Below are 23,002 nucleotides of genomic sequence, written 5' to 3' on the forward strand. Positions count from 1 at the left end.
CCATTTAAAAAGATTCAAAAGGCAGCCTCTCTCCAATTCTCATCCATTTTATCTTACTTAAGATTTCGGGGTGCTCAGCCTTCAAAATTTTTTCGGGATAAAATATAGGCTCATCACTTAGGTCGAAAGTGCCATAATGCATGGGTATCCAATATTTGGCTTTCAGATCTAGGAATGCCTGTTTGGCATCTGCTGGGCCAGTATGTGCGGGGTGCATAAACCAGATGGGCTCATAAGCGCCAATGCCTATCATGGCAATATCAATATTGTAATCTTTTCCAATATCAGAAAAATGTGGGCCATAACCGCTATCACTACCAAAATAAATGGTTTTGCCCAGTTTGTTATCGCGAATCATGTAAGAACCCCATAAGTTTTTATTGGTATCTGTGAGCCATCTTCGAGTCCAGTGCTGACTAGGTAAATAATCAATAGATAAATGCTCGTGTGTTTCATATTGTTGATACCAGCCAGCTTCTTGTATTTCGTTTTTTATGCCCCATCTTCTAAGCAGACGACCAACTTCAAGTCCGGTGAGAATAACAGCATTAGGGTTGAGCTTACACACTTGCTTTACACTGGGTTTATCTATATGATCACGGTGATTATGTGAAAGCATGAGGTAATCTACATTGTTAAGCTCATTAACATTAAAGGGTACTTCAGTATATCTCTTCATGAATCTGCTATTAGTGAGCACAGGGTCAATTAGCAGGCGAATGCCATTCATGTCAATAATAAAAGAAGCATGTCCTAAGGGGATAATTGCATTTTTCTTTTTATCCGTTAAGTTTTCTATTTGTTGAAAATGTAAAGGCGATTTTTGCCCTTTCTTTAGCTTGCTCAGTGGCTTAGGGCCAGTCATCCACTTCCATGCTTCACCAAAAGTTTTGATGTTATCACCATAAATGTTTGTATACCTACCTTCACTGTTCAATTCATTCCCCGACCAATCAGGTTTAACAAATTTCAGATTACTATTATATTTTTTAAAAGTCATAGCAAGTCAATTTTATCGGTTTAGCTTGGTTCTGGTTTACGTAATTATTACTGTATAGTTGTTTTAGCCATAGCAATAGTTTGATTATGCCGGAGCAGGTAAAGTCTGCTGTGTGTGTTAATGATTGGGAAGTGAAACAAGTAATTTTAATTATGCCTATAAAGAGAGCAACTTCCTTTTAATAAATACATTTTTAAATGGTACATGCTTTACACTATCTGCATGTAACAATGAATTTCAACATATGCTCCAAAGGACAGTTTTTAGACTTAAATTTTGCTGAAATGATCGCTTTTAATTCATTTTTTGCGCAACAAACTATATTTTGTTATTTGATTATGTTTCATTACTAAACTTAACTTTCCTATGTAATAACGCAATAATTAATTAATTTGTGTACTTAATACCCAGATCAAAACCAGTGTCATGATAAATTATTGATATCGAGAAATTTACCATCTCAAATGGTAAATGTGACTTTTACCCTTATTCAATCAATGGTCCAATTTTCGAAAAATTTACATGTGCTTTTACAATTTTTAACCTCCAATAAATGGTAAAAACATAAAATAACCGCCTAATATGTCAACTTACAACCAATCTAACCTATTAAAACATATCATTGAACAAAACACGAGTGCCTTAGAAGATTTTTATGTCTCGCAGCAGAAAATTTTACAGCAGCTTTCAATGAGTGTTAACGATAATCTATTAGTCACAAAAGCCATTGTTAATCATAATAAGCAAGCCTTTGAGAATTTCTTAACCACTAACCTGTCAATTTTAAATGATGAGCAACCATTAAAAATTGACAGTGAATTAAAAAATGCTTCTTTAAATATATTAGATGATGGGTGCGGTAACGTTGCGCTTGAGCCAACTGAAAAAATTACCGATAATGACCTTAATAACAACCTTGAGCAATGGCTTGTGGAGCGGATTGCCAAAATGATAGGCTTATTGCCTAAATATGTTTCCGTACACGCTGATTTACAAAATGAACTCGGGCTCGATTCGCTACGAATGTTGGACCTATGGGCCCAATTTATTCATGATTTTCCCGATTATGAGAAGTATAGAGATTGTTTGTATGACAGCAACAACATTGCCGATTTTGTAAGGCACATTGAGGAAAAAGAATCTCAGGAGGGTGAGGCTAAGGGTAATGAAAATGGTTATAGCTGGATAGTGACGGAAATTGCAGATATGCTCGGGCTGCCTGTCGGTTTAATAGAGAAAGATGCTCACCTTGAAGATGACTTAGGTTTTGATTCTATAAGAGTGGTGGAGTTGCAACATAAAATCAATGAGCGTTACCCCGCACTAGAAAATAAACCTATTGATTTATATAGTATCGCTTATGTTAAAGATGTAGAGCGTATACTCAATGAAATTGACGCTAACTTAGAGAAAGAGGCTGCGCTGCACCCATTTTCTGTGGCTTTAAAAGCTGAGTTGGAAGTTGTGAATGGGGCGCCAATAAATGAGACGGACGGGTTTTATGAAAATAGCCAATTGAATGCATTTTTGGTAGAATCCGCATTAAATAACACTTTTAAAGAATACCATAAGCTTAGCCAGTATTCTAATGCCTTGATGAACTGTGGATCTCTAAAAGAGATAGATTCTTTAATAAGCAGGCTGCCTCATCATCTTTTTACAGAAGATGTCAACTCTGATAACGAAGCGGTGCAGCGCCTAATTTGGCGGCAAGGAGTTCAAAAGGTTGACTTAAAAAGCACGGACCACAAAGGAAGGTGCATTTTATTCTTAGCTACTGATGGAGTTAAAGATTGGGAACACTTGGGCAATGAACAAGACCTAATCTCTATTGTGGAGCTAGAAAAGGAATCTTGGTGTGTGCAAGGAAAAAAATATGCTGCCGCTAATGATGCTGAAATACGTGAGCTTTTTACAGATTTAAACCTTGGCTCTAATGATAATTTAGTTTTTGTAGCCAACAAAAAAGTAGAAGAATATAACTCTTCTATGCTACAGCCAGGTTGGGAGTTTTTAAAATATATGAGAAGAATAGCTAGTATGTCATTTCTTAATAGAAACGATATTGGCTTTACGCTTTTGGTGGAGCAGTCTTCTATACTATGGCAGGTAGCTGCACGCGGTGTAGCAAAAGCAATTTATAAAGAGTGGCCGCACACCAATATCAAAACCATTAACTTTTACGACAAACCGTCTTCCTGGAAAGCAGCAGAATTACTAAACATACTTTGTCATGCTCCCTCTCGAAATGATTTGGTATTAAAAAATGGACAGTTATATCAGTCGGAGCTTGTTAATGACCCGGACCAAGAAGGTGCTGGTACAGCTTTCCCTCTTTCGGTGGAGCCTCACGAAGTGATACTTTTACTCGGTGGAGCCAGTGGTATTACAGCTGAAATTACTAAAGCGTTGGCAGGTCGATATGCATGTCATTTTGTATGTGTCGGCCGTACCGAAAAACCAAAAGAAGAACCATTCTCAGGAATACATGTAGATGCCCTTACTATTCAGGATATTATGGATAGTGAAAGTGAATCGAGGTCTCCAAAAGAACTCCAAAAACAATTAACGCTGATAAAAAGACAAAAGTCCATTTTTAGAACACAGTATAAGGTAGAAAAAAATGGAGGTACTTTTCATTATTTTAATGCTGATTCTGCACAGGCCACAGATATTTATTCTTTGATTGATAAATGTCAAGAGATAGGTCCAATAGCAGGTATAGTGCATGGTAGCGGGTTTGCGATAGATACGGTTATAGAGAGAAAAAGCAAAAAGGAATTTAAAGGTGTATTTGAAACCAAAGCTATGGCCGCATGGCACCTTTATGAAAAGTTGAAAAATACGGATACTCTCAAGTTTGTATTTTTTATGAGCAGTCTATCGTCCGTTTATGGTACTCAAGGGCAGGCAGATTATGTGTCTGCTAATGATTTTCTTAATGAACTTGCAGCCATATGGAATAAAGAGGCCAGTTACATGGTGAAGTCATTAATATGGGGTGTTTGGTCAGAAACGGGGTTTGTAAAAGACAATTCTTCTATCCTAAAAGTATTGCAAAACAGCGGTATGCAAGGGATAAGAAATGACCAAGGTGCCGAAGCGCTATGTAATGAGCTTAAAAACAATGGTGAAGATACTTCTATAGTTTTTACTACTTCATCGTGCCTTGATCACGTGCGTCAGAGATAATCATTCATAAATAAATATAATCATTAAGTTATGAATGAAATACCATTTGTAGTAACAGCAATGGATGGTATTTTTCCTGGAGCTCAGAATGTTGAAGCTTTTTGGAAAAATATTTTCGCATCTAATATCGCACCTCTCTCATCAATGGAGAGAATATGGCAAAAGGATAGCAATGAATACTTAAGCAATGAAGCCTTAAAGGATAAAACCTATCTTGATAAGGCGCATTTATTAAGTGGATTTCCGTTTCTTGATTTTAATAATCCCACTAGGCAAGAAGATGCAGGAAAGTATATATGCGGCCAATTAATACAAGGGCTTAGCAAAGCAGAAAGGGCAACTACAGGATTAGTATTAGCGGCACAGTGGCCTCCTTTATCGTACATAGAGAAAGATGCAAATTTGGCATTAAAGCACTATGTAGACTCAATAGAAAATGCCGATGGCGTTTCTTATTCAATAGAGCAGCAGGTAGAATTTATAGGAGGTGAATTAGGAGGACCCAAGTTTTCGGTTGATGTGGCCTGTGCCTCTTCTATATATGCCCTATCTCAAGGAATGGCTATGGTGGCTTCAGGGCAAGCAGAACGCTGTGTGCTTATTGGTCTTAATTTAAATATGTCTTTAGCTCTTTTTACAGGCTTCTCACAACTAGGCGCTATGGACAAGACAGGCAAGCTAAATGCATTGCTTAATCAAGCGGGAGGAACCCTATTTGGCGAATCTGTCTGCGGTATAATTATAGAACCAGAACCCGTGGCCATAGCACGGAATGCCGATATTTTAGGTAGCATAAAAGGACTAGGTCTTTCTGCTGATGGAGCTGATAAATCTATATTTTCACCCGGTAGCAAAGGCCAACAGTTGATGTTAAGCAGAGCCTATGGTGAGGAAGGTCTTGTTCCAGATTATATTGAGGCACATGGGACAGGAACACCCGTAGGTGATGCCAGTGAGCTTGGCGCTCTCAATCATTATTTTGAAAATCAACTTATACCGGAAGATAGCATAGTAGTAGGAGCCGTTAAAAGCCTAGTTGGCCATTCATTGGCAGCAGCAGGCATGACTTCTATAATAAAAGCCTTGCTAATTTTAAAACACAGAGTGCTTCCCCCACATATACCAGGGCAGCCACATGAGCAGCTTAATGGTCGAGCCTTACGAACCATTCTGCAGCCTGTGAAGGTGAAAAAGAGACAGACAATGAATGTTGGTGTTTCTTCATTGGGATTTGGTGGCGGCAATGGACATGTGGTACTGGGCGAGTATGTGTCTTTGAAAAATGAGGTTAAACCTATAAAGTTAGCCACGCATTACACCTTTGACCTAGTGGATATAGATTTTCAATGGGGTAAGGCCAACTCATCGGCAGCTACCATTGATTTCTCCAGCCAGGCTTTATTTCCGAAAGAGATGCTCATTGAGACTAAAGGTTTGAGGTCAGGGCCTAATTTCTTAAAAGACATTGATGCTTTTAATTTGCTGTCTATAGATATATCAAGAAGGCTCTTTCAGCATAACGAATTTTTACAACACAGGGAAGATACAGGAGTGCTTATGCACGCTAATACTGGTGGCGAAATGTTTATGAAAATCAATAGGCGTTTGGCAGCATTGTATAGTAGGGAACAAGGTATTGGTGCCAATGAGTTAGCAGAAAAACTAGGGCCACAGATGAATAATGACATTATCGCATCTACACTGCCAGCCATGTGCTCGGGCTACACTGCGCTCCATATGAATACTACGGGCTTTCACATGACCTCATCAGGGTATTTTGACCAGTTCTGGTCTTCGTTGATAAATTCGCTATTTATATCCAAGCATCAGAATGGCGGTTTAATGGCCGGGTGCGGACAGCATCGTAAAGAATTAATAGAGCGTGATAAGCAAAAGAATTTAAATGAATACATCATGTGGATGTGTTTTAAGGGAGGTTTGGCCGATGCACCTCTAATGAAGCTGCATTATTTCAGCACTGAGGACTTTGACATAATTGCACGTGTGCTAAACAAGCAACCCGATGACTTAGCCAAATCTACTTATAGGGGTGAGCAGGCTACACCAGATCTTGTTTTGAAATGCTTATACGGACAAGCAGATTACATGATATTGCTACCAAGCGGTATGAACGGAGCCATTGTATTGGAAAAGAAACAAGCGTTTATAGCTAAGGAAACTAAAAAAATTGAATGGCCTCTAGGTATTAAGTTTGATACGTTGGCTTCTGCCATAAATATTGAAGAGAATCATTCAATTGATAAGGTAGAAAGTGAGTTGTATGAATTGATTAGTAGCAATAACCAAAAGGCACTGAGTCACTTTTTAAATGCCCAGAGAGAGGCAATTAAAAAAGTAAAAAGTATAAAAGAAAAGGCTGAACCACGTATATCTGCCTACAACAATGTAGTGGATAATGTAATGGTGGATGAACATGGTTTTAGAGCTATGTTGCTAGTTAATGAACAACACACCTACTTTTTTGATCATCCATTAGATCATGTCCCTGGGGTGTTAATGTTGGAAGGCATACTTCAAACCTTAAACGAATTTATAGAGCTACATGCATTGAATAGTGCAAAGGAATACTTCGTAAGCAGTGTCAATTTAAGGTTTCACAAGCTTTGTGATAAGGCTCTACCTACGCACATAGAAGGTAAAAGGTTAACAGGCAAAGGTGACTGGCGACACCTTCATGGTGCAGTAAAGCAAAATGGAAGTTCGGTGTGTAGCTTCAATATTCAACTCAAGTCTTCTTCGCTTTCCATTGGAGACATGTCAGTTGATAGGCATGAATTGCCAGAAGCTAAGCTTTTACACAAGAGGTTAGTAGATAATGTTTTGGTTGGAGGAGCAAAGCATGAAGGTAGGGAACATTCAATAAAAATAGTAGCCCCAGTAGCTGGCCACTTGTTTTCAGAAGGAAGCAACCGATGGTATTCTACATGCTTTTTATTAGAAGCATGCAGGCAGTTTCTTACTTTATTGGCTCATGATGTTTATCAGGTGCCTATGAATAGACCTATGCATATTGCATCTATAGCACTTAACCTTTCTCAGCCGGCTTGCAGACAGCGAAACTTAATGCTTAAACATGTAGAAGTAGATGCCGATAACACTCAAAATTATCAAGAGCTTAAAGTAGCGGTCTTTCAAGATGGTAATAGAATAGGTGAGTTTGTGAATAGGTTTGTGTTGCTGGAGCCAACTACTACCGATAATAAAAATGATTTGTCTAATGAGGTCATAAAAAGAAGATAAAATGATTCATCAAAATTATATCAATAACTTATTAGAAAGAACCCAAAGACACCCAGAGCGCATAGCCATTAATGAGGTGGGTAGTGGTATAGAGTTGAATTATTTTCAGCTCAAATCTGAAGTGGAACGGTTCATTGCTTATTTTAATCATATAGGCATTGCTAAGCACGACAATGTGCTGCTGCTCTTGAATTCTAATTTACAAACTCAGGTAGCATTTTATGCGCTGAGCTCTATTGGTGCAGTAGGTGTTTTTCTAAATACAAACCTGCACACTACAGAGATGGAGGTTATACTTGATAATGCTCAGATCAGTTTTTGTATAGCAGGAAATGACAATTATGATAAGTTTAAAGACTTTCTGTATTCAAGAAATGAATTAAAAGCAATAGCATTACCTGATATGGCAATTGATAAAGCAGTTGTCGAGGAAGTTACTCCTAAATTAAAGGTGTATAAGGGCGTTTCAAATGAATTGAAAAGAACAGAATTGCAGACTATAGATACTAATTTGGTGGTGTCTGTGGCTTATACATATAAAGGTAAAGGTAAGCCTATACCAGTACCTCATACAATGGATAATTTTAGTGCCGCACTTCGGGGGGTGGCAACCACCTATCGTGCACTGCCATCGGGTGAAAAAAAACAAGTGTTAAGCATTTTGCCTTTATACTCTATTTTCGGTCTTTTTATGACTGCTCTTCTGCCCATTTACAGAGGGGGAACTATCATTTATGCAGCAGATCAAATTTCTCAATTACCTGCTGTTATAAATATGTATAAACCTGATTTTTTACATGTTGTGCCTTCTCTGCTTAAGATACTTCAGTCTATGCTGCCAAAGGCAAATGTAGAGGGGAATGGGATGCTTATCATGGCAGGAGGAGCTTATTTAGACCCTGCGTTACAACAAGCATTTACTGAGGCTACTGGCATTGAGGTAGCCAATGGTTACGGCACCACTGAAATTATGCCATACACCACTAATTATACTACACATGCTGAAGGAAGTATTGGTAAGGGAGAGATGGAAAATACTAAAGTGGAAGTAAGAAGTAATGGTGAAATAGTAGATGCCAATATATTAGGAACCATATACATCAAAGTGCCTTGGCTACCATTGACCAGTTGGAATAACGATACATCATTATCAGAATTTATTGAAGACGGATGGTTTAATACAGGTGATATGGGCTATAAAGATGAACATGGCAATTTATATGTAGAAACTATACAGCTGGCCTTTACTAAAATAAAAGGGATGATGGTAGATATGAAAGAAGTTGAAACAGTGATTGAAAGGCTTCCGCAGGTAGAAAAAGCCAAAGTCTTCACAAAGAGAGGTCAATGGCATGAGACTGAGCTAGTAGCCCATGTAAAAGGAAACTTAGAGTCTAAGGCCGCTCTAAAAAAGTATCTACAGCAAAGTATTGCCAATTACAAAATCCCTAAGGCTATAGAAATTATCAATATTTAAATAATTACCTGAATCAATAATCAACCTTATCAATGAAAAGAATATTTGCAGCCATGCCACTTATTACGACCATACTTGGTGCAGGTGGCTTGGGTTATTTAGCTATCACGTTTATCATGCGGCAGTCCGTGGGCCCAATGCTTATCGCAATTTTAGCTTTTGTTTTGTATTGCTACTGGATGATGTGGGAAAGCAAAATTTCAGTGGATGAACTAAATAAAAGTACTGAGCACAAAGATTATCATACCATGGAATTGGCAGCCATAGCCAAAATCACTACGCTGGCGTTGGCATTTTTAGGAGGAAGTACTATTCACTATTATTTAGCTATTCCAGGAATCTTTATTATGGTTTACGGTATGAGGTTACGCCAGTATGCCATTATAGCGCTAGGAAAGCAATACAGTCATAGGCTTCGTATTCCTAAGGGCGTGTGCGAAGATGGACCTTATAATTTTTTAAGACACCCTGCTTACATTGGCACATTTATACTGCATATCGGCTTTGTAATGGTCTTCTTTAATCAATGGGCGGTGCTTTCAGTCATAGTGCTGTGGGGCGGAGCTGTGCTATTACGCACACTGGTAGAAGAGAGTATGTTTAAATCTCACCCTGAATATCAGAAATACGCTGAACGTGTAAAATATAAATTAATACCAGGAATCTGGTAAAACCTAATTAACCCTATCAACCTATGGAAAATTCTAGAAATTATGTGCCACAATTGGCATCAATTGCATTCATATCTATTATTATTGGCTTAACCGCATACACTGTTTTATCTAATGCTTTTACCCCCGGCATGAAGCTTTTTGTAGCTTTTATTGGTCTGTATCTTTTGTGGCTGGGGCTAGAGTTTAAAACGGCAAAATCAGAAACACAAAAAGGTAAGAACACTGCCGATTTTGGCACCTGCGAGATATACTCTCTGGGACGTGCTTTTACACTCATTACAGGTATAATATTTTTTCAGCAACGCGGAGCTATCACAGACTTTCATATCGCGGGTATCATATTGTTTGTTACTGGATTTAGTTTCAGGTTATATGCTATACATACTCTTGGTAGGTATTATTCTCACATTGTAAGGAAAGTAGATGGCCATCAGATAATTACAAGTGGACCTTACGGTGTGGTGAGACACCCTGCCTATACCGGCATGATACTCGCCAACGTTGGGGTAACTGTGTTTTTCTTTAACTATGTAACCTTAGGTGTATTTGCATTAATACTTATTCCATCTATTGTAGCAAGAATATTTATAGAAGAAAAAATGCTTTTTGATATACAAGGTTATAAAGATTATGCCCATAGCCGCAAACGCATCATACCTTTTATTTGGTAGCTATGAATATTGTTTTATTAGGAAGTAATGGATTTGTTGGCTCTGCTATAGTTCGGAAGTGCGCCCAGCAGAATGGTGCGCCTATAAATGTTCGTGCGCTGGTAAGGCGAATGCCGAGCCACAAGCAGCCTCATATTAATTATTATGAAGGGGATTTGTTTAACATACCAGCAGAACTTTGGTTTGATGAGCCATTTGTTATTGTTCATTTTGCAACCAAACAGCGAGATTTGGACAACACAGGGTTTTATACCAATAATGTGGAAGGTACAGCTCATTTCCTTCAAGCTATGCATGGCCAGTGTCTTGGGGTAGTATATGGAAGTTCTATGTCTGTTTATGGAGATGGGGCGCAAAAGAAAATAACCGAGGCCTCACCGTTAAAACCATTTACTCCATTGGCTAAAAGCCGTTTGGAAACAGAGAATTTAATTACCTCTACAATGAAAGAGGCACAAGGGTGGGCATTTTGCTTAAGGCCACGTTTTATTCTTGGTAATGGAGATAAATTTACCATTCAAGGAATGACAAAACTTGCCCGGCAGGGGCTCAAAATAGGTACAGGTAAACAGCGGTTTAGTATTATAGATGTTGATGATTATGCTCACATCATACTTAATCTATGCCAATTTATTAATAATACTAAGGGAGCTCCTAAGCAACTGGCATTGAATATTGGCTATAATGAGGGCTTAAGTTTAAATGATTGGATAGGACACATAGCCAAAAGGAAGGAACTGCAATGGCCTAAAAAAACAATTCCATATCATTCTGTAATCCCGAAGTTACTAAGTTATGTGCCTTCAAAAAAGCTGAAAAGTATGGCCACTCAGCTTGGTTTGGTAGGAGCTGATCATACGGGTGATACCACAAAACTAAGTACGTTCATAGCTCAGGACGAAATCCAGAAACCCCTACTAGAAGTGATTGACAATGCGTTAAACACATGGGATACAGAGCTGAATAAGCTTAACCATCAACCATAAGACCGAAATCAACCATGAAAAATATTGTAACCATATCAGATACTCTTACTGAGTTAGAAGTAGGAGGAAAGTTTGTGAAGCAATCCATTATGTTTAAGAATGGATGCGATGTACCTCCATTTTTTTGTCTTACCAGCAAGTTTTATGAACAATGCACTGCCTCTTTGCAGGTGGAGATACAGAAATTAATTGATGAAATAGATTTTGACAACCACCAGAGTATACAGCAGGCCTCGTTGGCCATTGAAGAATGCATGTTAACTTATGAGTTTACAGCAGCTCAAAAGAAGAAAATTTATGCAGAATTTGACAGCACACATGGTGCTGACGCTTTTGTGTCTGTGCGTGCTTCTACTGTCAGTAAACGTCATGGTCAAAGTGAAGATTCGGAAACCAATGCTTTTGCAGGTATGAGCGAGTCTTTTCTATACGTGAGAAGAGATGAGTTAGAAGAGAAAATTAAGCGATGTTGGGCATCGGGCTTTTCTACAGAATCGCTTATATATAAGCAAGTTCAAGGGTTTAACCTCATGGATTTTGGTGTAGCTGTGGGAGTGCAAAAAATGATCTTCGGTCAAAAATCATTTGTTATGTTTACCTGCAATCCACAAACAGCCGCCAAAGATACTATGGTGGCGGGTGCTTATGGCATTGGTGAAGGGGTAGTGCAGGAGGCGGTGCCGGTAGATCATTTCTCGTATAACACGCTTACCGATGTGGTACAGCCGCATATAGTCTGCAAAAATGAAAAGCTAAGTTTTGATACAGGAAAAGGTGCAGGGTTAACAAAAGTAGCTGTTGAAGAAAAGCTGCAAAACCTACCGTGCTTTACAGATGAACAAATACGTGAATTGGCAGCTTATGGTAGTAAAATAGAAGCTATATTCGGCATGCCTCAGGATATAGAAGGTACTATTGATGAAAACGGTAAAGTCTGGATATTACAATCGAGACCTATAGTCTTTAATTTTGATAGGCAGCTAATATGGACTAACGCCAATGTTACTGAAAGTTTTCCAGGAGTAACTACTGCGCTCACATACACTTTCTCTAAGTTCTTTTATCGGGTTATATTTTATGATGTTTACTACCGCTTGGGAGTTAAACACGAAGTTATACAAGATAATTTTGAGAAGCTGGATAGAATGATTGGCTTTTTGAAAGGTCGCGTCTACTACTGTCTTACCCATTTTTATTTACTACATAAGCAAACACCATTATTCCCATTAATGAAAAAGGACTGGGAAAAAATGATGGGTTTTGGCGCTTCATATCACACAAAGGAAAATGCCATGAAGGCATTAATGAAGAATGTTCGCTTTGTAACAGCTGTTATCAAGAACTTAGGGGCTACTGTTAACCATAACAGGAACATGCTTTATTTCCATCATTGGTGGGAAGACCTCATAGCTCCATACAGAGGAAAGGATTTTTCGAAAGAAGATCCCTTGGAAACAAAGTTATTGTTTTATAAGATATGGCGCAGTGTCGGCAAGGAGTGGGGGATTACGCTAACCAATGACAGTTATTTGCCCATAGTGAATGGTATGGTCACTAAGTCTTTTGAAAAGGCTGGGCTGGCGGAAAAATACCCAGGTCTGATGACTGATTTGCTGTGCTACGGTGGGCGTTTGAGAAGTGTAGATATTATGCTTAGCGCGGTCTCTTTGGGTGAATATGTTCGTAACACCCCTGAATTGCTAGAATTATTTAAGTCAACAACAGATTTAGAAGAGGTTAGTCACTTGATAAAGGCTAGGAAGTTAGACAAGGCATTTTGCGATAGATTTGAATATCATATGCATTATTATGGTGATCGTGGCTTGCAAGAGTTGAAAATGGAGCAGCCAGCTTTGCGAGATACCCCCATAGAACTGGTAAAGATGGTGAAGCAGTATGCTTTGCAGAAGGTAACTGAGGAGGAGGTTAGAGATAAAGAACGTAAGATACGTGAAGACGCAGAGGTGACACTAAAGAAAGCTTTGAAAGGAAGGCCAATCAAGAGGTTTATACTCCGCATGATGCTTGGCTGGCTTAGAGACTTGATACGCAACCGAGAAAATTCAAGGTACAGTAGATCCGAGCTGTTTGGTTTTAGCAAGAATGTATTTAATGGCATAAGCGCGCAACTGGTAAAAGCGGGAGTACTTAATAAACAAGAGGATGCTTATCACCTTACTATGGATGAACTTTTTGGGTATATCGATGGCACTGGTGTAACCGAAAACTTACAAGCGCTAGCAGAGGTACGAAAAATGGAATTTGAAGAAAATAAAAAATGTAATACTCCAGAGCAAATAACCACCATGGGTGCAGTAAGGAGTAACACACTTACCAAAGTAGAAGAGGAAAATATTTCTAGTGACGGTGAGTTAAAAGGACTGCCATCCGCTTCTGGTAAAGTAAAAGGCATAGCCAGAGTTATTGATGATCCTTCTAAAGTAGAGAAGATTAATGAAGATGAAATATTAATTGCCAAAGAGACCGATCCGGGATGGTTGTTTTTAATGATATCTGCCAGAGGGATTATCGCTGAAAAGGGTTCATCTCTTTCTCATACAGCTATAACTGGGCGTAAGTTTAATATCCCCACCATAGTAGCGGTAAAAAACGTGACTAAAATTATTAAAGATGGTGCGCTGATTGAAATGGATGGAGGAACGGGAGTTATTAAATTACTAGAGCCAGGTAATCAGATCAATGGGGTAGAGGTAGAGCATGCCACTGCTAATGTATAAACCACAATTCATTAATATTACTTTGAGTTTTTTGAGAATATGATTAATAATTTCTTCAGATTTCAAGCGGTTGTTTTTAAGCCCACTGTACATATACTGTTTTCTATTTTCTGGTACTTCGCTTTAAAGGCTTGCCTGTTATTGGTTAATGGAGCAGACAATCATTCATTGTTTGCTTTCTATGACGTAGTGGCTGTTAGTACCATATATTTGGTGCTATTGTTTTTACGGGTAGCAGATGAAATCAAGGATTATGAGTATGATAAAGAGCATAATCCTGAAAGGCCTTTAGTACAAGGTTTTGTTACCGTCAAGGACCTCTACGTTTATATGGTGATCATAGCAGTTATTACTATGGTATTAAATGGTCTGGCCTATGCAGTTATACCATGTAGCATACTGGTGCTTGATTTTGTCTATGGTTATGCTTTGATAAAAATAGAGAAAGTCTTTCCAAAGCCCACATCTAACATGTTTGTGAATTTAATCATTACATATCCGGTAAATGTATTGCTCAGCGTATACTCCTTTTTTCTTATTTGTTATCATGAATTGATAGAGGCTACTTGGGTGCTGGCTATGCCTATTTTGGCATTTGCGTTGGGGTTTCTGTATTATGAGTTTGCAAGAAAAACTAAGTGGCCCCACATGGCTAGTTTAACCGAGAAATTATATAGCAGGAGTATAGGTGGCGTGAATGCCGCTTTACTTTTATTGGCCGTGGGTACAATGGCGCCAGTAGTTATTCTACTTGCCCTCAATCCTAGGCTTGAGTATTATTATGCCATTGTGTTTTTGTGTTGGGTGCCTGCTTTTTTAGGCGTGGTTAAGTTTTTAAAAAATAGACAACAGCAAGGAAGTATAAAAACCGGGTTTGTGTACATCTCCGTATTTTATCTAAGCATTTTATTGGTGTATGTTGTAGATAATGTCATTTAATAAGCAATAATGGCAAAAGAGGGCATTTGATGAATTTGGTGGTACTTAAGACCATAAAGAGTGAAAGTTTTTAGGCCTTCGAGCATAGTATTACTGTCATATCAGGTTTTGTACCAATCATTCAAAGCTTCTCTTTTGCTTATTGTAATGAAGTTTTGCATGAAAAATCTTAATTCAATGTTATATTAATTATTTTAATAGTTATATATTAGTGTATTCAATTTAATTTATTGTTATTTAATAGAGATACGCTTAAATAATGTTTGAATTAATTTTTAATATTTTGGGATACGGTCTCTTGGTAGTGCCGGGAGCGTGGCTGAGGTGGTGCTTTCTAACAAAAAAATATACTTACAAAAAAGTGCTCGATCAGGATCCTGTCTTAAATGGGTTTATGGGGGTATTGTTATATCTAATAATTGGCTTCGTAATATATAAGTTGAGGCAACTTTAATTAAATCACTTATTTGTTTAATGAAATACAATAAGCCTGTACAAAGGCTAAGATTGTTCTGTTAATTATTTGTTAATGAGAATAGCCCTTACATTTACTGATAGAGTAGCGCTTGTAGCTAAGAACATCCATTTCCTGTATGTTTTCATTCCAGTGGTTATTATATGTGTGGTAGAAGTTGAATGTATTAATCGGTCTGATTTTCAATGTTTTGAAAAAATGTTTGAAGATTTGGATTATACTGAAGGTCAGGTGGTAGGTGTAAAAAAGACCAACATAGTTATAAATGATATACGGGTAAAAGAGTATATGTACCAATTTTTTGAGAGTGGCAATGTTCAAACTGGTTCTTCATTCGGTTCGTCTGATTTAGCAGTAGATGATACTGTGCGTATAGAGTTTGTTGCAGATGATATTACCGTTTCTAGAATTGTAGATATGAATCATTCGCCACTACCTTTTTGGGTAAGCTTAATTATTGGAATATTTTTTTTAGTAATTTTATGTGTTTTAATTTCTTTGTTAAGGGGGATTCGTGAATACTTTTTAATTTTGAATGATTTTAGTATTACAACTGGTAGGTGGATAGAAGCGGAAGATAGAAGCTCTCATCACGGAAAGAGTTACAGAATTAAATACCTATACGATCATGAAGGTATAATCCATTATTATTACACTTACACTCCATCTCCTGATAATTATGGTGAAATAGAGACTCTAATTTACTCGAATAAAAATCCCGAGAGTTCTTGCTTGCTTATAGATTTACCAATTAAGTTGCAAAATAAAATTTCAGAAAAATCATAACTGGGTATACAATTTTGATAGAAAAAATCATGTATTTGCAGTTTTTAGTGTATACTAATTGCTTTATTGATCACTAAAGCTTCGTAAAAGAGATTTCATGAATAACGATGAATTGAAAGAGCTTTATAACTTTCTCCTCAGCTCTTATGATGAGCAGTACTATAAGAAGAGGGAAGTACTTATGGCTGAAGGAACTACTTCAGATAATTTTTATTATTTGAGAAGGGGCATTCTTCGTGGTTGGACGCAGCATGAAGGAAATGAAATCACGTTTCAGTTTTTATTTGAAAACCATATTTTTTGCTGTACCCAAAGTTTCTTTTATCGTTCGCCAAGTTTATATACCATAGAGGCTGTGGAAGATGCAGTGGTGTATTCAATAAGTAAGCGCCAAATTGAAGAGTTAAGTCAAAACAATAGATTTTTAAATCTCTTGAATAAATATTTAATTGATCGATTAAGTGAATATCAACGTCTTTTGATTTCAAGAATCCAGGATAAGCCAGAGGTAAGGTACCGAAATTTAATGGCCAATAACCCGGAGTATATTTTACGAATACCACAACATTTAATAGCATCCTATTTAGGCATTACTTCCTTGAGCTTAAGCCGAATAAGAAACCGCGAAGCTTGATTTCTTAACAATTGTTATCGTTTGGCATGTGTCATGGCGCCTATGTTTGTAATAATTAAAATAACAAACTATGGAAAATTTTATTAAATCAGTTTTTAAAGAGGTAATAGAAAGTCCCGTCTATGATGAGGCCTTGATTGATAAATACTTCAGTGACGATTTTCATCAATCGGTAGATGGTCAAATATTAGATAATCAAACTTTTAAAAAGCATATTTTTAAGTTAAAAAGTAAGACACTTAAGCAGCGTATTACTTTTCTTAATATTATCAGTAACGATACGCATATTTTCACCAATCATTTGGTTGAGAGTAAGCTTAACAATGGAAATGTGGTTAAGCATAAGGTTTTAGCCGAATTTTACATAGAGAATGGAAAAGTGAGGCATTGCGATGAACTGACAATACTTGTTGGAGGAGATCATATCAATAAAAATCTTGCTTCGGAAGTTTAATTTAAGTCTTAAACTTTACCTCTTATAATAATGGCCTAGTTAATAACGAAGCATAGAGCCAAATACAGACTTTGAAGGTAATAATAAGTCAGAGGTGTTTTACTCTGACTTTTATCATCATCACATCAATACCATTTCATTATGCAGGCGCTCTAGCGTGGTTTTTGCCTCTTTGCAAAAAGCTGGGTGCACCGGTGCAGCCTGGAGTATTGTACTTCTGGTAGCAGTAAGCCATCTAAACCTTTCGGCTAAGGGAAGTTGACCTATAGCTCCACCTGCTTTACTTCCCTCACAAATGAGCTTAATAGCATTAGCATAGCGCATGACCAACTGCATGTCAACTTCTGGGAATAAAGCCAAAATCCTAGATTCCTCCCAATGAAACAGACATTCCAAGAATCGTTCATCCTTGCAATATAGTATGGTGCCGATATTGATAAACTCTCCACGCTCTACCTTTGGCATAAGGCGTATGGTCGTATATTCATATAAGTGATAATCTTGCATTTTCTGCGTCTTTTATGAATGATTGAGAATTTTCTATTCGGTTAAGTAAAAACGCTTTATAAGCATCTCTATGTGCTTCTTTGGAGTCAAAGATGTGCTCATCATTTAACCAATTGTCAGGAATACAATTTACAAGCTTACCTATAAATTCAGGGGTAAGAAGCGCTGCAAATTGCCGGTCTACTGCTTCCAGCTCTGTAGCTTTATTAAGTAAAACGTGATTTTTTATTAATGAAAATGGCTGATCTCCATTTTTATTATTCCAAGAATGGTGAAAATAAAAGGCAGCCCCATGGTCAATTAACCAGAGTTCTTTGTGCCAATATAGCATATTAGTGTTGCGCACGGTCCTGTCCACGTTCATGATTAAGGCATCCAACCATACAATTTGAGACGCCAGTTGGGCATCTATTTCTGTCGCAACAGGGTCGAACGTAATAGAGTTTGAAAGATAATGCAGCGCTAAATTGACTCCTACGCTATTTTGAAGTAAATCTTGAATTTCTTCATCGCCTTCCATCTTGCCAAAACCATCTTGCAGGTCAATAAAAACAATCTCTGGAACATTAAAACCCAGCTTTCTGGCTATTTCTCCTCCTATAAGCTCTGCAATGAGCGCCTTAGTGCCTTGGCCGGCACCTCTGAATTTTAATACATATAAAAAATCGTCATTGGCTTCTACTATGGCCGGCATAGAACCTCCTTCCCTAAGCGGAGTCACATACCTTGTGGCATGCACGTGACGGAGGTTTAATGGATTGTTTTCTGGTGTCATCTGCAGATAAAATTTCAGCTTGGGCAAATATGAATGAAACCTGAAGATAAAAAAAGCCTTCACAAGAAAACTGATCATATGAGACTTTGTCTACTTATGGATTCAATAATATGTTTTAGATTCGGTTTAAGAAATCCCTAAAGTACAAGCCAGTTCTGTACTTTAAAGTACATCCTTCCTATAGTTTCATCTCTAGTTGCAACTTGGACTTACCTTCCAGGCTTTTTCAAATTTGGAGAACACAATATTTCGGACTGTTTATTCATTTTTTATGGAAGCTAATGAACATAATTATTCTTAGTCATTCGTTGAGAGCTTTCATGCTCTGAGATAATTTTGGTATATTAATGGCAGTATAGAGCCATTTTGTCCGCGCACAATATCCGTATGCATAGGCCTGAACTTAGTTTTGTTAATAAATTAGTAGGATGCTTTATGCATTGGGATAGGCTTAATGCACTCTATTTCAATGCGGTATAAGTTTGCCTCATGAATGGAGAAATAGCTATGCCGATTCATGCAATGAACCAGATGGACAAGAGGAGAGAGGTTGGAATGTAGAGTTCGTAAAGGCATGAGTATAGCAGAGCTATATACACAAATAGGGTTGAATTAATGATAAAGAAATAACCGCAGAATAAATAAATACACTACTTAAACCATTAAATAAAACATTATGAAATTGAAACTGCCAGTTTTAATGATTCTAACAACATTTATGTTAGGGGCATTAAACGTTCGAGATGCTCATGCCTTCGGTACTTCTTATTATGAAGGTGAAAATTATACCAGCAAATCAGCTGATTGTACAGTGGAAACATCAAATTTTCCCTATGTGGGCTCAGGTTACTTAGATATGGGGGGAGAAGGTTCATATGTAGAATGGAATAATTTATACTGTAAAACACCAGGAAATCATACTTTGCTAATTAAGTACGCCAATGCCAGTGGAGCTAATCGTCAGTGTGAGTTAACGGTCAATGGTGTTGTTGTGAAAAATATGGTGTTCCCTTCTCATTTTGGAGATTGGAATTATTACTGGATTGGTAGGGTTACTGTAGACCTTAAAGAAGGGCTTAATACGGTAAGACTTAGAGCAAATACCGCCAACGGAGGCCCTAATATTGATAATATAGCTGTTTCTAGTGATGAGGGGCTGTGTAGTGCGCCAGGAGCGCATTTTAATGTGAGAAATTATGGCGCCAAAGGTGATGGAGTTACTGATGATACGCAGGCTATACAGGCTGCAATAAATGCCTGTACTGCAGGTGGTTCTGTTATTTTATCTGATGGTGCATTCATGTCAGGTCAAATAAGGTTGAAATCGAATATGACTTTATGGATTGATAAAACGGCAAGGTTAAAAGGCATACAAAACAATTCGCTATACCCTCCAGTAACAAGGCATGCTGATAATGCCAATGTCTGGCTACCGAATGTTATTGGTGGTGGAGGCTGGGAGCTTAAAGAAGCATTCGTTTATGTAGAGGGAGCAACCAATGTAACCATAGCTGGTGGGGGTGCCATTGATGGTAATGGAGATTGTCCTATATGGGACCATACCAAAGATGAGACATTGAGGCCAATGGCTTTGTATGTAGCCTATTCATCAAATGTGAGGGTGGCTAACCTCGAGATTTTGAATAGTGCCATGTGGGATTTTGTTATTTTAGAATGTAATAGTGTGATTGTGGATGGGATTAACATCAATACATCGCGTTACGGGGTAAACAAAGATGGGATTGATATCTGTGACTCTCACGATGTAACCATTACCAATAGTACAATTTTGTGTCAGGATGATGCCATATGCCCTAAAAGTGGCTCTAGTAGAGGTGTAAATAATTTAACCATTAAAAATGTATCAGTAAACGGTACTACTGGCAATAAAATAAAGTTTGGAACATTGACCTACGGTGGCTTCACCAACTGTTTGTTGCAAGACATAGCGATAAACGGATCAGGGAGAGGCGGTTTGTGTGCCATTTCTCTTCAAGGGTTAGATGGAGCAGATTTTTCTAATATAACCTTCGATAGGATCAATCTCGCCACTTCTGCAAACGCTTTTTTTCTACTGCATTCAGCAGGTAAACGTGGGCATAGGCCAGTAGGAGCTCCTGCTAAAACTGGCAGCATGTCTGGTATTACCTTTTCGAATTTAGATTTCAGAAACATTACTGATAACATCGGCAGCTGTATAAGTGGAATTAACTTGAACGGTAATATTTACAAAGTAAAAGATGTAACCTTTAATAATGTAAAGGTTAACTCGTTTAAAGGTGGTGCAACTAGCGTGCCTGGCACGCCTGGCGAATACACAGGAAATTACCCTGAATATAATGTTTTTGGAAGGCTTCCTGCTTGGGGATATTACGTTAGGTATGCCGAGAATGTTAACTTCATAAATTGTAGCCAGACAGTATCTCCGTCAGATGTAAGGCAGGCAATAGTAAAAGAATAAGGGTTTTACTAAATATTTCAATGAAAGCAAGTATCATGTAGACACCCTAAAGCTTTAACGTGTTAGGGTGCCACTAAAATGTTCTTCACTCTAGTTCTTTCTGAGTGTTTGGGAAAGGAGGAGATGATGATATTTGACCTAAATAAGCATTACATTTTATTTAACGATAAAGGATTAAGTAGCACTGCCCAAATAAGCAGTGCTATTTTTCTTTTTATAAGTTTTGTAGTATTTCATTATTTAAAAAAGAGCTCTTTAGATAACAAGACAGGCAGTAGGTAAATATCTGCTGCCTTTTCTGTTGATAGCATCAGAAATTGAATAAGAAATATGAGTTAAAATAAAAGTCATTTTGAGGAAGCAGAAATGTAGGTATTAATTTTCTAAGGCCAACATGTAAAGGTGGCGTCTGAATAAGTTGAATGATCTTAAGCAACCCATCCATACGCAATAATATAAAGATTAGGTGCCATAAAATTTATTGAAGCGCATGGTAAAATATTATTTGACTTAATCTAATATTAGATGCGTAAAGGGTATAAATTTTTAGTTATACGGATGTTCTGTAATTAATATGAATAAAATAAAACTTATAATGGGATTCTTAATTATCGGGCTTGGCATCTGCTCTGATATAACAGACTCGAATAACTTGGATAGTGATGGTTATGATAAAAAAGATGAAAGAGTTGAAGTTCTAAAAAATCAAATCAAAAGTTTTAGCGAAATCGAAAATGCCGAATTCGAATTATTTAATGTAAACGGATTTTCGAATGGTCGAACAATAGTGCCAGGTGCATCATCATTGGACTACAAATTTGCCATAAAAGCGAATCCTTCTGATTTAGACAAATGGACCGCAGGATTGATAAAAATTGAACTTGATCGTAGTGATAAAGATTGGATGGATAGGATAATTGAGAAAAGAGTAGATGGCTGGAAAACTAAAACGGAATCAGAATTCTATACAAGAAAGGGTGATAATGTAACGGTTGCAGTTTGCAGAACAGAAGGATTTATCTTTAAACGAGTGATAAATAATTGAAAAAGAATCAGGCGGTAATGGAGTAGAGGGCCGTAATCCCAACCTTAAGGGCAATATGAGTGGTAGCCACTCTTTGCTGTTTTAATGAAGCCGATTGCGATACTCACTTGGAGTAACACCTAAAAGCTTTTTAACGTAGCGTGTAAAAAATGACCGACTTGAAAAGTGCATTTTATCAGCGATTTCTGCAATGTTCAAATTCTTATTCTCCAATAGCAAAATGATGCGCTCTTTGGCATAACGTTGGATCCATTCAGAAGCCGTAATGTCAGAGTTTTTTTTACATACAAAATTTAAATATTTGGCGGTTATATAAAGCTGATTGGCATAAAATTGAACTTCACGTTCCTTGAGGCAGTGCAGCTGCAACAAATGCATAAATTGCTCATATAATGTTCCAGACTGCAAACTGCGCTTTCTACGTTCATATTCATTAGTAAAGGTGTGCCACATTTCAAGGATAAAAAGTCGCATTTGCAGCTTCAGGGCTTCATGATAAAAACGATGCTGTTTATCTTGAAATTTGTTGTGTAATAACTTAAAATTAGTCAAAATCCTTTCCATATCATCTTTCCCATTCAATTGTTTTACAGGGTATTGACGTGAATGCAAAATTGCATCAATACTCAAATTTTGATCAGGCACATTGTCATTCAATAACTGTTTGTCTACAAGTAAAACTGTTGATATAAAACCTTTTGAAAATTTTAAATTCGACAATTGGCTGTCAGCAAACCAAAATACAAACTCACCTTTATTGCAGATCATGTTATTTCCATTAAATGAAAAGGTCATGTTGCCACGATGACAAAGCAAATGCGTGTGGTAGTGGCGTTGAAAATCAAGTGGAAGGTCCTTATGATTTACCAATTTGAGCATAATGATGCGAGGAGAGTTTTCTTCTGATGGATCCATTATCGGCTACAA

At 37.5% G+C, this 23,002-nt stretch carries 17 protein-coding genes; 13 read left to right on the forward strand and 4 right to left on the reverse strand.

Annotation, left to right across the window (positions count from 1 at the left end):
• Positions 1-4: 4 nt before the first annotated feature.
• The gene (locus ACXACQ_RS16210; protein WP_474977012.1) at positions 5-1,000 is read right to left on the reverse strand and encodes an MBL fold metallo-hydrolase; all 996 of its coding nucleotides are present in this window, start codon (positions 998-1,000) and stop codon (positions 5-7) included.
• A 582-nt stretch (positions 1,001-1,582) separates the two neighbouring features.
• On the opposite strand from ACXACQ_RS16210, the gene ACXACQ_RS16215 reads away from it, so the two are divergent.
• The 11 genes from ACXACQ_RS16215 to ACXACQ_RS16265 all read left to right on the forward strand — a co-directional run bounded on the left by ACXACQ_RS16215 (position 1,583) and on the right by ACXACQ_RS16265 (position 17,287).
• Positions 1,583-4,192, forward strand: coding sequence for a KR domain-containing protein (locus ACXACQ_RS16215; RefSeq protein ID WP_474977013.1), 2,610 nt, complete (start codon positions 1,583-1,585; stop codon positions 4,190-4,192).
• A gap of 30 nt (positions 4,193-4,222) precedes the next feature.
• Entirely contained in the window at positions 4,223-7,453 is a 3,231-nt protein-coding gene (locus ACXACQ_RS16220; protein ID WP_474977014.1) for a beta-ketoacyl [acyl carrier protein] synthase domain-containing protein, read from the forward strand.
• Position 7,454: 1 nt separating this feature from the next.
• Positions 7,455-8,930, forward strand: a complete 1,476-nt coding sequence (locus ACXACQ_RS16225; protein WP_474977015.1) for a class I adenylate-forming enzyme family protein — start codon at positions 7,455-7,457, stop codon at positions 8,928-8,930.
• A 32-nt stretch (positions 8,931-8,962) separates the two neighbouring features.
• The gene (locus ACXACQ_RS16230; RefSeq protein WP_474977016.1) at positions 8,963-9,601 is read left to right on the forward strand and encodes a methyltransferase family protein; all 639 of its coding nucleotides are present in this window, start codon (positions 8,963-8,965) and stop codon (positions 9,599-9,601) included.
• 23 nt (positions 9,602-9,624) lie between these two features.
• Positions 9,625-10,275 carry a methyltransferase family protein gene (locus ACXACQ_RS16235; protein WP_474977017.1) on the forward strand — a complete coding sequence of 217 codons (651 nt, stop codon included), beginning with the start codon at positions 9,625-9,627 and terminating at the stop codon, positions 10,273-10,275.
• Positions 10,276-10,277: 2 nt separating this feature from the next.
• Positions 10,278-11,261, forward strand: coding sequence for an NAD-dependent epimerase/dehydratase family protein (locus ACXACQ_RS16240; protein ID WP_474977018.1), 984 nt, complete (start codon positions 10,278-10,280; stop codon positions 11,259-11,261).
• Positions 11,262-11,275: 14 nt separating this feature from the next.
• A complete protein-coding gene (locus tag ACXACQ_RS16245; RefSeq protein WP_474977019.1) occupies positions 11,276-13,999 on the forward strand; it encodes a PEP/pyruvate-binding domain-containing protein in 2,724 nt (907 codons plus the stop codon).
• A 39-nt stretch (positions 14,000-14,038) separates the two neighbouring features.
• Complete coding sequence (locus ACXACQ_RS16250; protein ID WP_474977020.1) at positions 14,039-14,938, forward strand: UbiA prenyltransferase family protein; 900 nt, start codon at positions 14,039-14,041, stop codon at positions 14,936-14,938.
• A 529-nt stretch (positions 14,939-15,467) separates the two neighbouring features.
• Positions 15,468-16,199: a hypothetical protein gene (locus ACXACQ_RS16255; protein WP_474977021.1), complete on the forward strand. Its 732-nt coding sequence runs from the start codon at positions 15,468-15,470 to the stop codon at positions 16,197-16,199.
• Between the two features lie 97 nt (positions 16,200-16,296).
• Positions 16,297-16,833, forward strand: coding sequence for a Crp/Fnr family transcriptional regulator (locus tag ACXACQ_RS16260; RefSeq protein ID WP_474977022.1), 537 nt, complete (start codon positions 16,297-16,299; stop codon positions 16,831-16,833).
• A gap of 70 nt (positions 16,834-16,903) precedes the next feature.
• Entirely contained in the window at positions 16,904-17,287 is a 384-nt protein-coding gene (locus ACXACQ_RS16265; RefSeq protein WP_474977023.1) for a hypothetical protein, read from the forward strand.
• A gap of 120 nt (positions 17,288-17,407) precedes the next feature.
• Here ACXACQ_RS16265 and ACXACQ_RS16270 read toward each other — a convergent pair whose 3' ends face one another.
• Positions 17,408-17,794, reverse strand: a complete 387-nt coding sequence (locus ACXACQ_RS16270; RefSeq protein ID WP_474977024.1) for a DUF3037 domain-containing protein — start codon at positions 17,792-17,794, stop codon at positions 17,408-17,410.
• The gene (locus tag ACXACQ_RS16275; RefSeq protein WP_474977025.1) at positions 17,772-18,569 is read right to left on the reverse strand and encodes a HipA family kinase; all 798 of its coding nucleotides are present in this window, start codon (positions 18,567-18,569) and stop codon (positions 17,772-17,774) included. Before ACXACQ_RS16275 ends, ACXACQ_RS16270 begins: the two co-directional genes overlap by 23 nt.
• 676 nt (positions 18,570-19,245) lie before the next feature.
• On the opposite strand from ACXACQ_RS16275, the gene ACXACQ_RS16280 reads away from it, so the two are divergent.
• Positions 19,246-21,030 (forward strand): glycosyl hydrolase family 28 protein, encoded by a 1,785-nt coding sequence (locus ACXACQ_RS16280; RefSeq protein WP_474977026.1) that lies wholly within the window; start codon positions 19,246-19,248, stop codon positions 21,028-21,030.
• A 574-nt stretch (positions 21,031-21,604) separates the two neighbouring features.
• Positions 21,605-22,075, forward strand: coding sequence for a hypothetical protein (locus ACXACQ_RS16285; RefSeq protein ID WP_474977027.1), 471 nt, complete (start codon positions 21,605-21,607; stop codon positions 22,073-22,075).
• 81 nt (positions 22,076-22,156) lie between these two features.
• On the opposite strand, the gene ACXACQ_RS16290 is transcribed toward ACXACQ_RS16285, so the two are convergent.
• Positions 22,157-22,990 (reverse strand): helix-turn-helix domain-containing protein, encoded by an 834-nt coding sequence (locus ACXACQ_RS16290; RefSeq protein WP_474977028.1) that lies wholly within the window; start codon positions 22,988-22,990, stop codon positions 22,157-22,159.
• Between the last annotated feature and the right edge of the window lie 12 nt (positions 22,991-23,002).

This window comes from Fulvivirga sp. AWR4_260 (assembly GCF_056158185.1).

Excerpts from the sequence above, each read along its gene's own strand:
- ACXACQ_RS16210 (WP_474977012.1), bottom strand. The coding sequence starts at position 1,000 with ATGACTTTTAAAAAATATAATAGTAATCTGAAATTTGTTAAACCTGAT.
- ACXACQ_RS16215 (WP_474977013.1), top strand. The coding sequence starts at position 1,583 with ATGTCAACTTACAACCAATCTAACCTATTAAAACATATCATTGAACAA.
- ACXACQ_RS16220 (WP_474977014.1), top strand. The coding sequence starts at position 4,223 with ATGAATGAAATACCATTTGTAGTAACAGCAATGGATGGTATTTTTCCT.
- ACXACQ_RS16225 (WP_474977015.1), top strand. The coding sequence starts at position 7,455 with ATGATTCATCAAAATTATATCAATAACTTATTAGAAAGAACCCAAAGA.
- ACXACQ_RS16230 (WP_474977016.1), top strand. The coding sequence starts at position 8,963 with ATGAAAAGAATATTTGCAGCCATGCCACTTATTACGACCATACTTGGT.
- ACXACQ_RS16235 (WP_474977017.1), top strand. The coding sequence starts at position 9,625 with ATGGAAAATTCTAGAAATTATGTGCCACAATTGGCATCAATTGCATTC.
- ACXACQ_RS16240 (WP_474977018.1), top strand. The coding sequence starts at position 10,278 with ATGAATATTGTTTTATTAGGAAGTAATGGATTTGTTGGCTCTGCTATA.
- ACXACQ_RS16245 (WP_474977019.1), top strand. The coding sequence starts at position 11,276 with ATGAAAAATATTGTAACCATATCAGATACTCTTACTGAGTTAGAAGTA.
- ACXACQ_RS16250 (WP_474977020.1), top strand. The coding sequence starts at position 14,039 with ATGATTAATAATTTCTTCAGATTTCAAGCGGTTGTTTTTAAGCCCACT.
- ACXACQ_RS16255 (WP_474977021.1), top strand. The coding sequence starts at position 15,468 with ATGAGAATAGCCCTTACATTTACTGATAGAGTAGCGCTTGTAGCTAAG.
- ACXACQ_RS16260 (WP_474977022.1), top strand. The coding sequence starts at position 16,297 with ATGAATAACGATGAATTGAAAGAGCTTTATAACTTTCTCCTCAGCTCT.
- ACXACQ_RS16265 (WP_474977023.1), top strand. The coding sequence starts at position 16,904 with ATGGAAAATTTTATTAAATCAGTTTTTAAAGAGGTAATAGAAAGTCCC.
- ACXACQ_RS16270 (WP_474977024.1), bottom strand. The coding sequence starts at position 17,794 with ATGCAAGATTATCACTTATATGAATATACGACCATACGCCTTATGCCA.
- ACXACQ_RS16275 (WP_474977025.1), bottom strand. The coding sequence starts at position 18,569 with ATGACACCAGAAAACAATCCATTAAACCTCCGTCACGTGCATGCCACA.
- ACXACQ_RS16280 (WP_474977026.1), top strand. The coding sequence starts at position 19,246 with ATGAAATTGAAACTGCCAGTTTTAATGATTCTAACAACATTTATGTTA.
- ACXACQ_RS16285 (WP_474977027.1), top strand. The coding sequence starts at position 21,605 with ATGAATAAAATAAAACTTATAATGGGATTCTTAATTATCGGGCTTGGC.
- ACXACQ_RS16290 (WP_474977028.1), bottom strand. The coding sequence starts at position 22,990 with ATGGATCCATCAGAAGAAAACTCTCCTCGCATCATTATGCTCAAATTG.